Origin of the sequence: [Muricauda] lutisoli (nom. illeg.) (assembly GCF_017313105.1) — a bacterium.
Lineage (GTDB): Bacteria > Bacteroidota > Bacteroidia > Flavobacteriales > Flavobacteriaceae > Flagellimonas > Flagellimonas lutisoli.
The window spans coordinates 662,829-677,089 of the sequence record NZ_JAFLND010000003.1; the positions used below are offsets into that span (position 1 = coordinate 662,829).

The window sequence follows — 14,261 nt, forward strand, 5'->3', positions numbered from 1 at the left end:
AAATTTTTTGTGGGGCCAAAATCTAAAATAGGATTTATCTCGTATATAAAACAAAGCTAAGACAGAAAAAGCATTTTGTTTAGCGGATTTAGCAACAAATAAAGGGTTTTACAGCCCTGATGACATATATAAATTTGGTTAGTTTGGTTTGGTATAACCCTCGTTATTGATTTCAATGCGAGGGTTATTTTATTATGTTTACCTCTGGCTGGATTTTTATCTTGAATATTTTTTGCACTTCCTCCTGGATCTTTTTGGCCAAGAAAAGAATTTCTTTGCCCGTCGCATTGCCGTAATTAACTAAAACCAATGCTTGCTTTTCGTGTACTCCGGCATCACCGAACCTTTTGCCTTTAAAACCGCATTGTTCTATGAGCCACCCTGCAGGTATTTTATATTGATTATCATCTACCTCATAAAAAGGGGCGTTGGGATTTTTTTTAATGAATTTATCAAAGGTTTTTTTGGAAATGATGGGGTTTTTAAAAAAACTACCACTGTTCCCAATTTCCTTCGGGTCCGGCAATTTGCTTCTTCGAATATCGATTACTGCATTGGAAATGTCCTTTATGGTCGGATGAATGATTCCTTTGTTCTTCAGTTCATTTTCGATGGAACCATAACCCGTGTGCAGCACATGGTCTTTTTTGGTCAATTTTAGAACAACTGAAGTGATGATATATTTACCTTTCAGCTTGTTCTTAAAAATAGAATCCCTGTAACCAAACTGGCAGGCTTCGTTGTCAAAACCTTCCAGTTCTCCGGTTTTTACATCCATGGCAGCACAGCTTACAAAGACATCTTTTAGTTCCACACCGTAGGCACCGATGTTTTGAATGGGTGCCGTGCCCACATTACCGGGAATCAACGAAAGATTTTCCAATCCACCGTATCCTTGCTCCAAACTCCACATCACCAGTTCGTGCCAATTTTCGCCGGCCATAACTTTTACTTCAACGGTATCCTCATCTTCCTCAACAACGGTAATGCCTTTAAGTTGGATGTGCATCACCAGTGCGTCAATGTCCTTGGTCAGCAACATATTGCTGCCACCACTGATGATGAATTTTTTGGGGTATGCCTTGAGTTCCAGTGCTTTTTGAAGTTGTACCAGTCCGGTTATTTCTACAAAAAACCGTGCTTTAACATCAATACCAAAGGTATTGTAGCTTTTTAAGGATATGTTTTCCTGAATGTTCACTGGGCGTTGTACTCGGTTAAGGCCTTGCCCAAAATTTGGACAGCCTTTACAAGTTGCTCTTTTTCGAGCACATAGGCAATTCTTATCTGATTTTTTCCAAGACCCGGTGTTGCGTAAAAGCCAGCTGCTGGAGCAACCATCACGGTTTTTCCATCGACCTCAAAACTTTCCAACAACCATTGTGCAAAGTGGTCGGCATCTTCGATAGGTAGTTCGGCAACACAGTAAAACGCACCCTGCGGTGTGGCCACCTTAACACCTTCCAGTTTATTGAGTTCGGTAATTAAGAGGTTCCGTCTGGAAACATATTCCTCGATTATGGCATCAAAATATTCCTGGGGAGTTTCCAAGGCCGCCTCGCTCGCAATTTGAGCAAAAGTTGGCGGCGATAGTCGCGCTTGTGCAAACTTCATTGCAGTACCGATTACCTCGGTGTTTTTAGAGATTAAACAGCCGATTCTTGCACCGCACATACTATAACGCTTGGAAACAGAGTCGACCACAATGGCATGCTCTTCCAATCCTTCCACTTGTAAAATGGAATAATGTTCCCTGCCGTCATAGGTGAATTCTCGGTAAACTTCATCAGCAACAAGGAAAAGATTATGTTTTTTCACCAACTCGGCCAATTGATGTATTTCTTCTTTACTGTATAGGTATCCAGTTGGGTTTCCAGGATTGCAAATTAAGATGGCTTTTGTTTTAGGTGTGATAAGTTCTTCAAACTTGGAAATAGGAGGAAGGGCAAAATTATTTTCTATAGACGATGCAATAGGTTTTACTTTAACCCCTGCAGCGGTGGCAAATCCATTATAATTGGCATAAAATGGCTCCGGAATGATAATTTCATCATCGTTGTCCATAATGGTTCCCATGGTAAATGACAGTGCTTCGGAACCCCCCGTAGTTACAATAATATCTTCGGCGTCAACAAAAATGTCCTGTTTGGCGTAATAGGCCGCTATTTTTTGGCGATACTGTTCAGAACCTTGGGTCATGCTATATTCAAGCACTTCAATATTGTGATTCCTTACAGCATCTAGCGCTACCTTCGGAGTTTTAATGTCAGGCTGTCCAATATTAAGGTGGATTACATGGGTTCCCCTTTTTTTGGCAGCTTCCGCATATGGTACCAATTTGCGAATGGGCGAAGCGGGCATTTGTGTCCCTTTATGTGAGATACTTGGCATGAGCTAAAGTTTTGGCAAAAATGAGAAAACCAACTATCGAAAACAACAACTTTAAAGAATAATTACTTGCTTATCGAAATGTTAAATTAATATCAGGTTTGCATCTTAATTTGTATATTTAATAGGTATGATGTATTGAAATTAAGTATGTTGAGGAAAAATATCATCTTTTTTGCACTTCTTTTATTGATGCCATTGTTTGTTATGGCACAAGGGTATCAATTGCCCGAAGGTGAAAAATTCCAAAAGATAAAATTTGAACTGATCAATAACCTGATCATTATTCCTGTCGAGATCAATGGCACGGAACTCACCTTTATTTTGGATTCCGGCGTGAGTAAACCTATTCTTTTCAATCTATCCGAATCGGACTCAATTCCAATCAATAATGTATCCGAGGTTACCATTCGAGGCCTTGGTGGGGGAGAGCCAATGAAAGCATTAAGCTCTAAGGGTAATGCCTTTAAACTGGGAAAAGCCAAAAACTTTTCGCAAGATCTTTATGTGGTTCTGGATAGGGAAATCAATTTTTCAACATCCTTGGGAATTCCTGTACATGGAATTATGGGATATGATCTGTTCAGAGATTTTGTTGTTGAGGTGAATTATTCTTCTAGAAAATTGAAATTGCACAACCCAAAACATTATAAGTACAGGGATAGCAGAAAAACACAGACCATTCCTCTTACCATAGAAAAAAGAAAAGCTTATGTGGAAGGAATGGTTTTAATGAAGGACACGGCAAATGTGCCCGTGAAATTGTTGGTGGATACAGGAAGTAGTGATGCCTTGTGGCTTTTTCCGGAGCCGGATAAAGGATTGGCAATACCAGAAAAGAACTATGAAGACCATTTAGGCAGGGGGTTGAGTGGAGATATCTTTGGAAAACGCAGTAAAATCAATGGAGTTCGAATAGGTGGTTTTGAGTTGGACGAGGCTAAAGTAGCTTTCCCTTATCGAGAGTCTTTTCAGGGTATGGATAGTTTGGGAGACCGCAATGGAAGCCTTGGGGGAGAAGTACTCAAGCGTTTTAATATGGTATTCGATTATGCCCGGGGATTGGTTACGTTAAAAAAGAATGGAAACTTCAAAGACCCTTTTCAATACAATTTGGCAGGTATAGACCTACAGCATAATGGCTTGCGCTATATAGCTGAAAGTATTGCGGATGTCAACGGTATCGTAAAAGAAGAAGATGGCAGCGATACTTTTGGTAACGTTCAGATTTTATTGGAAAATAAAACCCGGTTAAGTCTGGTCCCGGAAATCGTGGTTTCCGGTATTCGTGCGGGCAGTCCCGCTGAAGAAGCTGGCCTACAGAAAGGTGATGTTATTTTGGCCGTTAATGGCAGAAAAGTACATAAATATAAGCTTCAGGAAATTCTGAAAATGCTCAACGAGAAAGAAGGCAAACGAATTAGGGTGCTTATAGAAAGGTATAATACTGATTTGTTGTTCACCTTTGTGCTCAAAAAGATGTTCGACGACGATTAACATATAAAAAGCCCCGCAAGTAAATGGTTGCGGGGCTTTTAAATATATATATATTTTTTCGCTTACTTCGCTCCAGGATTTTTTACGGTTCCTTTTATTTTAAGAACTTTCGTAGGAGTATCTGCATTCGATGTAACAGTAATTGCCTTTCTTATTGGGCCAACTCTGTTGGTATCATATTTCACTTCGATTTGACCGGTTTTACCAGGCATGATAGGTTCTTCTGGCTTTTTGGGAATTGTACATCCACAGCTGGACCTAACATTACTGATCACTAAAGGAACATTTCCTGTGTTGGTAAACTCAAAAACACGAACACCATCACTACCTCTTTCGATTTCTCCGTAATCAATGGTCTCGCTCTTAAATTCGATTTTAGCAGTCTCTTGAGCATATACCCCTAAGGATAAAAGCCCTACAAACAGCATGAGTACAGTTTTTTTCATCATTTTTGGTTTTTGGGTGAACTTCAAATGTAGATGTTTTGATACCTGCATCCAAAATTCTTTTGTTATAGAATAACGTTACTTATTTTTGTTTCGTATTTCTGGATTGGCTCTAATCCGAAGAATAGCGTAAAATTAACATTTAGCTTCCCTTCAAAAAACCAATCACAGTCCAATAAAACAAAAACTGTACCGAAAAATGGAAATTCCATCAAAATATGACCCAAAAAGGGTCGAAGAACATTGGTATGCCTACTGGTCCGAGCATAATTACTTTAGTTCCAAACCAGATGAAAGGGAGCCATACACCATAGTAATACCCCCTCCAAACGTCACGGGGGTACTCCATATGGGTCATATGCTAAATAATACCATTCAAGATGTGCTTATCCGAAGAGCCAGACTCTTGGGGAAAAACGCCTGTTGGGTACCTGGAATGGACCACGCTTCCATAGCCACGGAGGCTAAAGTTGTGGCCAAGCTTAAAGCAGATGGAATCGACAAGTCAAAATTGTCGCGTGATGAATTTCTAAAACACGCCTGGGATTGGACCAACGAATATGGGGGTGTCATTTTACAACAATTGAAGAAACTGGGTTGTTCTTGTGACTGGGACCGCACCAAATTCACTATGGACGACGATATGTCAGCCTCGGTAATTAAGGTTTTTGTTGATTTATATAACAAAGGTTTGATATATAGAGGGTACCGAATGGTGAACTGGGACCCTGAGGCTAAGACCACTCTTTCTGATGAGGAGGTGATATATGAAGAACGCCAAGGTAAGTTGTATTACTTGTCTTATGCGATTGAAGGTTCTGATGAAAAAGTGACCATTGCCACCACCCGTCCAGAGACTATTTTGGGAGATACGGCCATTTGTATCAATCCAAATGACGAAAGATATCATCACTTACGCGGCAAAAAGGCCATTGTACCCATTTGCGATAGGGTAATTCCTATTATTGAGGATGAATATGTGGATGTTGAGTTTGGTACAGGATGCCTAAAAGTCACACCTGCTCACGACGAGAACGATAAAAACCTTGGAGATAAGCACAACCTGGAGGTGGTCGATATTTTTAACGAAGATGCCACCTTAAACTCTTTTGGGCTTCACTACGAGGGAAAGGACCGTTTTGTGGTGCGCAAAGAAATCTCGAAAGAGCTTGAAGAGAAAGGGTATCTGGTAAAGACAGAGCGGCATACCAACAAAGTGGGCACCTCTGAAAGGACAAAAGCGGTAATCGAACCGCGATTGTCCGATCAATGGTTCCTTAAAATGGAAAATCTGGCAAAACCCGCCATTGAAGGAGTTTTGGAAACCAAGGATATAAAGTTGTACCCTTCTAAATTCGAGAATACCTACCGCCATTGGATGGAAAACATCCGTGATTGGAACATTTCGCGCCAATTGTGGTGGGGACAACAAATTCCTGCTTACTATTATGGTGATGGTAAAGAGGATTTTGTTGTTGCCGAAACTCCAGAAGAAGCATTGGAACTGGCAAAGGCCAAGAATCCAAATATCCAACTATCCGATTTACGCCAAGATTCCGATGTATTGGATACCTGGTTCTCATCTTGGTTATGGCCCATTAGTGTTTTCGGTGGAATCTTGGAGCCAGATAATAAGGAGGTGAATTATTATTATCCGACCAGCGATCTGGTCACGGGACCCGATATTCTGTTCTTCTGGGTAGCCAGAATGATCATGGCCGGTTACGAATACAGAGGAAAAAGACCTTTTGAAAACGTATATCTCACCGGATTGGTGCGAGATAAACAGCGTCGGAAAATGTCCAAGTCCTTGGGGAACTCCCCCGATGCCTTGCAGTTGATATCGGATTTTGGGGCAGATGGGGTTCGTGTAGGACTTTTGTTGAGTTCCGCGGCCGGGAACGATTTGTTGTTTGATGAGGCCCTTTGCCAGCAAGGAGCCAACTTTGCAAATAAAATATGGAATGCCTTCCGATTGGTTAAAGGATGGGAAGTAGCTGATATTCCGCAGCCTGAAGCGGCTCAAAAGGGAATTGAGTGGTACAAGGCCAAGTTTAATCAAACTTTGGTCGATATTGAAGATCATTTCTCCAAATACCGTATTTCCGATGCCCTGATGACTACCTATAAATTGGTATGGGATGATTTCTGTTCTTGGTTGTTGGAGATTGTGAAACCTGAGTATCAAAAGCCTATCGACAAAAAAACGTACAATGAGGTTTTGGAACTTTTTGAAGAAAACTTGAAGTTGTTGCATCCATTTATGCCGTTCTTAACGGAGGAAGTTTGGCAGCATATAGCCGAGCGTACCCCAGAGGATGCTTTGATCGTTGCCCAGTGGCCCGATACAAAGGAAGTGGACTCGACCTTGATTGCAGATTTTGAATTTGCTTCTGAGGTAATTTCAGGGATTCGTACTATCAGAAAGGAAAAGAACATCCCTCAAAAGGATGCGTTGGAACTCTTCATGTTAAATGCCGAGGGCATAGGTTCGCAGATGGATACCATTATCCTCAAATTAGGAAACCTATCAAAAATGGAAGCGGTTGATGCTAGTTTGGAGGGAGCCCTTACATTTCGGGTAAAGAGTAACGAATACTTTATTCCGATAAGCGGTGCCATTGACGTTGAAGCGGAAATCGCCAAGATTACGGAAGAGCTCAATTATACCAAAGGATTTTTAAAATCGGTGGAAAAGAAGTTGAGCAACGAGCGTTTTGTGAACAATGCACCGGAAAAGGTAGTGGCCATGGAACGGAAAAAGGCTGCCGATGCCGAAGCCAAGATTGAAACATTGGAGAAGAGTTTGGCAAGTTTGCAATAACCGAAAAGCACATAGTATATTGATTTTGAAAAGGGAAGTGTGAGCTTCCCTTTTCTTTTTATTTTTCATACTTTGGGAGGCATAATAACCAATTGATTTCAGGATCCATGAAAAACCTCGATAGAAGAAGTTTTATCCAAAAAACTTCATTGACCGCCGCTGCCGTTTCGATAGCTCCCACCTATTTAAAAGCCAATGTAGAGAGACCTCTTTATTCAACCTATATGGGCGGATTTGCTGCACCTAAATTGGAAAACGTTCGTGCTGCTTTTATTGGAGTAGGAGCCAGAGGGGGGACCCATGCCAAGTTTTTTGCCGCTTTGGAAGGGACAGAGGTAGTCGCTATCTGTGATCTTTATGAGGATTTGGTAAAAGAAAAGACGCAATGGGTAAAGGACGCCGCGGGAGAAAGTCGACATAAAAATATAGCTCAATACTGGGGTGATGAGGATAAATGGCGAACCATGCTTAAAGAAGTAAACCCCGATGTGGTGTTTATCGCTACCAATTGGGCCAATCATGCACCGATGGCCATTGGTGCCATGGAAAATGGGGCCCATGCCTTTGTTGAGGTCCCTATAGCTACCACCATTCAGGATATGTGGGACATAGTGGATGCCAGTGAACGTACCCAAAAGCATTGTATGATGTTGGAGAACGTTAACTACAGCCGAGATGAACTGATGTTCCTTAATATGTGCCGACAAGGCGTAATTGGAGAGATCTTGCATGGCGAAGCTGCCTATATCCACGAATTGCGTTGGCAAATGGAAGAACAAGAAAGAGGTACGGGCTCTTGGAGAACATACCACTATGCCAAAAGAAACGGGAATTTATACCCGACCCATGGTTTGGGACCTGTTGCCCAATACATGAACTTGGCAAGACAAGATGATACTTTTGGTAGCTTGGTTTCATTCTCTACTCCGGCAAGAGGACGAGAGTTATACGCTGAGAAAAATTATCCGGCCGATCATAAATGGAATCAACTCGATTTTAAAGGTGGGGACTTGAATACATCCATCATTAAAACAACCATGGGAAAAACCATTATGGTACAGTGGGATGAAACCAGTCCTAGACCCTATTCCCGACTGAATTTGGTGCAGGGAACCAAAGGTATTTTAGCTGGGTTTCCAACCCGAGTAGCTTTAGAAGGTGGTGTGGAAGGACTTACAGAAGATCACCACTCTTGGGTACAAGGTGAGCAGCTCGAAAAATTATACGAAAAATATGATCACCCGCTCTATAAACGGCTAAATGAAGCAGCCAGGGGCAGTGGGCATGGAGGAATGGACGGAATCATGGTGTATCGCATAGTAGAGTGCCTACAAAAAGGATTGCCTTTGGACCAGAATGTTTACGAAGGGTGCCTATGGAGTGCAGTTTCCCCATTGAGTGAACGTTCGGTGGCCAGTGGCGGTGCACCACAGCCTTTCCCCGATTTTACACGAGGCAATTGGAAGGATACCGAACCGTTGCAAATTATAAGTTAAGCAGACTGTAACCAATGATTGAAATAAAAGTACCCGCTCGAATCTGTTTTTACGGGGATCATCAGGATTATTTGGGATTGCCAGTTATCGCCGGGACCATTGATCGCTACATCAATTTAAAGGCAAGCCCAAATACCGATAGGATATATCTTTTAAAGTTATTGGACCTTAAAGCGAATACATCCATTGCGTTGAACGATGATTTAAAGCAAATTCAAGCCGATGATTATTTTAGGTCCGTTATGGCCGTTTTAAAAAAAGAAGGTTTTCAGTTTGATCAGGGTTACGATATCGAAATATCGGGGAACATTCCTGTAAATGCCGGACTTTCCAGTTCTTCCGCGCTAGTTGTGGCATGGATACGTTTTTTGGTAGCTGCGCAAGGAAAGTCAGAAGAAATAAGCGACTTTCAAATCGGGAGATGGGCGTATGAGGCCGAAGTGCTGTTCTTTGATCAGCCTGGAGGTTTAATGGATCAATATACTATAGCACAAAAAGGATTACTCTATATTGATACCCAGAGTGGTGAAAGTACTCGTCTCAATGCCAAAATAGGAAAATTGCTGGTGGCAGAGTCTGGAGTGCCCAAAAAAACCTTGGAGGTATTAAAGAATGCCCGGGTATATGCCCAAAAAGCTACGGCGGCCGTCAAAAGTGTTCATTCAGAGTTTGAACTGGAACATGCCACCTTGGAGGATTATGAAAAATATGTCAATCTGGTGCCCAAGAAGCTTCAGGGGTATTGGTACGCTACTATTTATAACTATCACATTACCTTGGAAGCAAAAAAGGAGTTGTTGAAGCCGAATCCCGATATCCAAGTTTTGGGAGATTTAATGAACCAACACCAGACCATTCTTCAAAATGAAATTAAAAATACACCTTTTGAAATGATGGAGATGATGGATGCTGCACGCAGTGCGGGGGCGGTAGGAACTAAAATCATTGGTTCGGGGGGTGGTGGCTGTATGGTGTCCATAATCACGGACGATATTGAGGAAAAGGTAAAAAAGGCGTTTTTGGACAAGGGTGCCAAGGCGGTCTACACAGTAGAATTAACAAGTTGATTATAATGGAGAATATAAGTTTGATCATAATGGTGGGTGGTGCATCTTCACGTATGAAGCGAAGCCTAAAAGATAGAGAAGATCAAAAAGGTGTTATGGACAATATCCCCCATAAAAGTTTAATTCCCGTTGGGGAATATGGGAGGCCCTTTTTATACTATTTGGTTCAGAATGCTGTGGAAGCAGGATACACCAAACTATATTTGATCACCAGCCCTGAAAATGAGGCTTTTAGAAATTTGAAAGAGCAAGGCGGTCTTCCAACCGGATTGGAGGTTTTCTTGGCCGTGCAATCGGTGCCGGATGGAAGGACAAAACCATTGGGCACCGCTGATGCCCTTCAACAATGTTTGGATCAGTATCCAGAATTGAAGCAAACAACGTTTACGGTTTGCAATGGGGACAATTTATACTCCATTGGTGCTTTGCAAGATTTAAGGGAAGATAGAAAAGCTCCCCATGCCTTGATCAGTTATGGCAGTTCGGGTTTTGATTATACCGAGGAGCGCATTGCGAAGTTTGCCGTAATGGATATTTCCTCGGAGGGTTATCTGCAAAAAATCATTGAAAAACCAGACGTGGAAGATGTTCCCAAATATAAAGATGCCTCAGGTGAGCTAAGGGTTAGCATGAACATTTTCAGTTTTTCCGGGAAGGAAATCTATTCCTATTTACAAAAATGTCCTATCGACCCTGTACGCAACGAAAAGGAATTGCCTAAAGCGGTTGCCAACTTGGTTGCCGAACAATCGCAAAGCGTCCTGTGTATACCTCGCTCCGAGCATATTCCTGATTTAACGGATGCCAACGATATTCAGTTATTTAAAAATTTAAAGTAACTTAAAGGCACCTAATCCCATTCTTGCATTGAGCAAAGCGTAAATTTTTGAAATGGAATCGTATGCAACAGCATTGTTATATGCTACACCGTTTTTTATTGGCTTAGTATTGATTGAAATTCTTTACGGTCGGTTTGTAAAAGATCAGAAACACAATCTCATGGACACCGTGAGTAGTCTTAGTTCTGGGCTGACCAATGTAGTAAAGGATTCTCTGGGGCTGGTGCTTATTTTGGTAAGCTATCCCTTTTTACTGGAGCATTTGGCCTTGGTGGAAATAAAGGCTACCTGGTTAGTTTGGGCAGTGGCCTTTATTGCTCTGGATTTTGCCGGCTATTGGAACCATAGGCTGAGCCATCATATCAATTTTTTTTGGAACCAGCATGTGATTCATCATAGTAGTGAAGAGTTTAATCTGGCATGTGCGCTTAGGCAGCCCATTTCAAATTTGTTGGGGTATTATGCACTTTTATTGATTCCTGCCGCACTTTTGGGTGTTCCCAACCAAGTGATAGCGATACTTGCTCCCATCCATTTGTTTGCTCAGTTTTGGTACCATACCCAGCATATCGGTAAAATGGGGGTTTTGGAGTATGTGATCGTGACCCCGTCACAACATCGGGTACATCATGCCATTAATCCAGAGTACATCGATAAGAACCTTGGGCAGATATTTTGTGTCTGGGATAGGATGTTCGGAACCTTTCAGGAGGAGTTGGATGAGGTGCCTCCGCAATACGGCGTGTTAAAACCGGCAAATACCTGGAATCCCATAATTATCAACTTTCAGCATTTATGGCGGTTGATACAAGATGCATGGAGGACCAAAAGCTACCGGGACAAACTACGGATTTGGTTTATGCCCACAGGTTGGCGACCTAAAGATGTAAAGGAAAAATATCCTGTTGACATTATAGAGAACGTGTATGACTTTCGAAAATATCAACCCGAGACGTCTACGTCTTTAAAGGTGTATGCACTCTTTCAGTTGATCATCACCACCTTTTTAATGCTATTTATGTTTTACAGTTACTCGGATATTGGTTTTGATGGCCTTTTGCTTTTCGGTGCGTTTATTTTTGTCGGCATTTACGGATATACAACCCTTATGGATCGCAAGAATTATGCGGTTTGGATTGAAGTAATTCGAGGAGTGGGGGGATTGGTGCTTATCTATGTGACCAACGATTGGTTTGGAATCGACACATATTTTTCGGTGGCAAGCTACTTGGTGGCCCTTTATTTTTTGGTGACGATTTTTGGAGCTATCTATTTTACGTATTTCGAGAAATCGTTTGCTGCCCCAAATCTGGTTTCTTAGAGGGTTTTCAGCTCTTTTTCCACCAATTCCACATATTTTTCCATGGCTTCTTCCACACTTATTCTCTTGGCTTGGAAAAGGGCATTTGCCTTGAATGCATTGATAAGGGGGGTCCTACTACCTGGATTGTCAAAGTTTTTGTTCGCAATTTTGAAGTAGGCGTAGAGTTTTAGTAACAGATCGGCCGGCAATGGATCTGTGTAGTCGTTAACAAAGTTAACGGCATCGTTGAATCTTTTATGTAATTCTTCGTTAATCATCCAATGGTCTAACGGAAGCAATGCAAGTGCGTGCTCCAACTACTTTTTGATTGAGTTTTACGTTGATATCACAGTCTAGCGGTAACAACAAATCTACTCTGGACCCAAATTTTATGAATCCAGCGTCATCGCCCTGAGTAACTTGTTCGCCCTCTTCGGCATAGTTTACGATCCTACGTGCCATGGCTCCTGCTATTTGTCTGTAGCCGATTTCCCCGAATTTTGGTGTATGCAGTATAATAGTGGTGCGTTCGTTTTCAGTACTGGATTTCGGGTGCCATGCCACCAAATATTTTCCGGGGTGGTATTTGGAATAGGTAACTGTTCCACTGGCCGGATACCTTGTAACGTGCACATTGGTGGGAGACATGAATATGGATACTTGCTTTCTGTTCTCTTTAAAGTATTCGGGCTCGTAAACCTCTTCGATTACAACTACTTTTCCATCAACTGGGGCCAATATTTCATCAAAATTGGGCGTGACCAACCTTTTTGGGTTCCTAAAAAACTGCAGAATGGCTATCAAAAGCAACAATGCAGCAATTTGTACCGTAAGCCGAATCCATTCAACATCAATGAAGTATTGTGCGGTCAATACCACAGCTACCACTAAAAAAAATGTGGTGATGATAATTTTTTGCCCCTCTTTATGAAACATAGGAGAATATAGTTAAAATCAAATAAGCAAAAGGTGCTGCAAAAACCAAGCTATCCAGTCGGTCCCAAATTCCGCCATGCCCAGGTAAAATAGCCCCGCTATCCTTTACTCCTGCCATTCGTTTGAATTTTGACTCCAATAAATCGCCCAAACTCCCTGCAATCACTATTAAACCGGCCATTGCCATCCATTCCATTACCGTGAGCCTTGTTTCATACCACGATAAAAAATAGGCAGCTACCAGTGCAAAAATAAGACCTCCTACAGAACCTTCAATGGTTTTTTTTGGTGAAACTGAAGGAAAAAGTTTTGTACGGCCAAAAGTTCGCCCCACTAAATAGGCAAACGTATCGTTGACCCATATCAAAATAAAGATGCCCATGATTAAAAACTGGGCAAATTCATCAATCTTATAGGGTATCATGGTTAAAAAAATACATCCGCCCCCAATGTAGAAGAGCCCAATAAAAAACTTCTGTAAGCTGGTGAAATTCCGGGGGCCTTTAGAGAACAGGAACATCAATAATGCGATGTTCACGGTAATGGTCAGCAGCATCAAAAGGTTGATAGCGGTTGTGTCATTGGTCAAATAAATAAAGACCCACCATAACGCCAAATAGGCCAAAAATATATAGTATCCTTTTAAGCGAACGATACGTTTGAATTCATACAGACATGCCAAACCAAAGGTCATGAATAAAAAGTCGAAGGCATCCGAGCTCAAAAATACCGCTCCTAGCAAAAGTACCACGTAAATCACTCCTGTTATGGAGCGTCGCAAAAGCTCTCTCATTTATTTAGAAATCTTCTAGGAGTAAAAGATATACATTTTTTGAGGCACTTCCGTAGGAAAGAAAGTCATCTTTGTTTTCGGGAGTTTGCTGAAAGTGCTTTAATGTGGTAATGTTATTGGGAATATTTTTTTGATAACGTTCTTTAATGATTTTGAGCGCTTCACTTATGGAATCCACTAACTGACTTGTGGTGGCAAAGACCACCAAGTTGGAAGGGAGTTCGTTTAATTTCTTTTCCTTTATTTGATTGGAACATACCAAAATGGAACCATTGTGGGCAACAAGATGCTCACAGGTTGTAAAGAAAATCTCGCTTTCGTTGCGGTCATTGGTGAAGTTAATGTTCTCCGAAGCAAAACGTGTTTCCAACCTTGGATCCATGGAATAGAAAAGATGGTTTTGCCAATCATTTTCCGAGATAATGTTTTTGAGTGCTTCGGAAACCTCTGCAAAATCTTCACAGTAGATAAATTTGCCCCCATTTTTTTTAAAGTAGATGGTAAATTTCTCATCTACGGGAATCTTTAAATCGGGCATGTGCTCACCACGGGTTTCCGTGGTTTCCTTGGAAACCTTTTTTCCTCCTCCGAAAAGTTTTTTAAAAACTCCCATTTATGGCTGTGCGTTCTTTTCTACTGAATCAATATAACTCTTTTGGTTAGATTTTGCTA

Annotated in this window: 13 protein-coding genes; 6 read left to right on the forward strand and 7 right to left on the reverse strand. The window is 41.5% G+C overall.

Translation table 11 applies throughout. From position 1 onward, the window contains the following. Nucleotides 1–184 precede the first annotated feature (184 nt). Both murB and J0X13_RS13925 read right to left on the reverse strand, forming a co-directional pair. A complete protein-coding gene (gene murB / locus J0X13_RS13920; protein ID WP_207071989.1) occupies nucleotides 185–1,201 on the reverse strand; it encodes a UDP-N-acetylmuramate dehydrogenase in 1,017 nt (338 codons plus the stop codon). Continuing rightward, complete coding sequence (locus J0X13_RS13925) at nucleotides 1,198–2,391, reverse strand: pyridoxal phosphate-dependent aminotransferase (protein ID WP_207071990.1); 1,194 nt, start codon at nucleotides 2,389–2,391, stop codon at nucleotides 1,198–1,200. Before J0X13_RS13925 ends, murB begins: the two co-directional genes overlap by 4 nt. A 189-nt stretch (nucleotides 2,392–2,580) precedes the next feature. Here J0X13_RS13925 and J0X13_RS13930 point away from each other — a divergent pair, with 189 nt between their 5' ends. After that, on the forward strand, nucleotides 2,581–3,885 hold the full coding sequence (locus J0X13_RS13930; RefSeq protein WP_242535737.1) for an aspartyl protease family protein: 1,305 nt from the start codon (nucleotides 2,581–2,583) through the stop codon (nucleotides 3,883–3,885). Nucleotides 3,886–3,947: 62 nt separating this feature from the next. Here the strand turns inward: J0X13_RS13930 and J0X13_RS13935 are convergent, their stop codons facing one another. Continuing rightward, a complete protein-coding gene (locus J0X13_RS13935) occupies nucleotides 3,948–4,334 on the reverse strand; it encodes a DUF1573 domain-containing protein (RefSeq protein WP_390822340.1) in 387 nt (128 codons plus the stop codon). A 196-nt stretch (nucleotides 4,335–4,530) separates the two neighbouring features. Between J0X13_RS13935 and J0X13_RS13940 the strand changes: the two genes are divergently transcribed. The 5 genes from J0X13_RS13940 to J0X13_RS13960 all read left to right on the forward strand — a co-directional run bounded on the left by J0X13_RS13940 (nucleotide 4,531) and on the right by J0X13_RS13960 (nucleotide 11,878). After that, entirely contained in the window at nucleotides 4,531–7,155 is a 2,625-nt protein-coding gene (locus J0X13_RS13940; RefSeq protein ID WP_207071992.1) for a valine--tRNA ligase, read from the forward strand. Nucleotides 7,156–7,262: 107 nt separating this feature from the next. After that, complete coding sequence (locus J0X13_RS13945; RefSeq protein ID WP_207071993.1) at nucleotides 7,263–8,651, forward strand: Gfo/Idh/MocA family protein; 1,389 nt, start codon at nucleotides 7,263–7,265, stop codon at nucleotides 8,649–8,651. 14 nt (nucleotides 8,652–8,665) lie between these two features. Continuing rightward, a complete protein-coding gene (locus J0X13_RS13950; RefSeq protein ID WP_207071994.1) occupies nucleotides 8,666–9,718 on the forward strand; it encodes a GHMP family kinase ATP-binding protein in 1,053 nt (350 codons plus the stop codon). Between the two features lie 5 nt (nucleotides 9,719–9,723). Continuing rightward, complete coding sequence (locus J0X13_RS13955) at nucleotides 9,724–10,557, forward strand: sugar phosphate nucleotidyltransferase (RefSeq protein WP_242535738.1); 834 nt, start codon at nucleotides 9,724–9,726, stop codon at nucleotides 10,555–10,557. A gap of 52 nt (nucleotides 10,558–10,609) precedes the next feature. Beyond that, entirely contained in the window at nucleotides 10,610–11,878 is a 1,269-nt protein-coding gene (locus J0X13_RS13960) for a sterol desaturase family protein (protein WP_207071995.1), read from the forward strand. On the opposite strand, the gene J0X13_RS13965 is transcribed toward J0X13_RS13960, so the two are convergent. From J0X13_RS13965 to J0X13_RS13980, 4 genes are read right to left on the reverse strand one after another with little or no spacing between them, the layout of a single operon-like run. Further along, the gene (locus J0X13_RS13965; protein ID WP_207029780.1) at nucleotides 11,875–12,138 is read right to left on the reverse strand and encodes an acyl-CoA-binding protein; all 264 of its coding nucleotides are present in this window, start codon (nucleotides 12,136–12,138) and stop codon (nucleotides 11,875–11,877) included. The genes J0X13_RS13960 and J0X13_RS13965 overlap by 4 nt on opposite strands. Then, nucleotides 12,131–12,796: a phosphatidylserine decarboxylase family protein gene (locus J0X13_RS13970; protein WP_207071996.1), complete on the reverse strand. Its 666-nt coding sequence runs from the start codon at nucleotides 12,794–12,796 to the stop codon at nucleotides 12,131–12,133. Before J0X13_RS13970 ends, J0X13_RS13965 begins: the two co-directional genes overlap by 8 nt. Further along, entirely contained in the window at nucleotides 12,786–13,589 is an 804-nt protein-coding gene (locus J0X13_RS13975) for a phosphatidate cytidylyltransferase (protein WP_207071997.1), read from the reverse strand. The genes J0X13_RS13970 and J0X13_RS13975 overlap by 11 nt, the downstream gene beginning before the upstream one ends. 4 nt (nucleotides 13,590–13,593) lie before the next feature. Beyond that, nucleotides 13,594–14,202, reverse strand: a complete 609-nt coding sequence (locus tag J0X13_RS13980) for an LUD domain-containing protein (RefSeq protein WP_207071998.1) — start codon at nucleotides 14,200–14,202, stop codon at nucleotides 13,594–13,596. Between the last annotated feature and the right edge of the window lie 59 nt (nucleotides 14,203–14,261).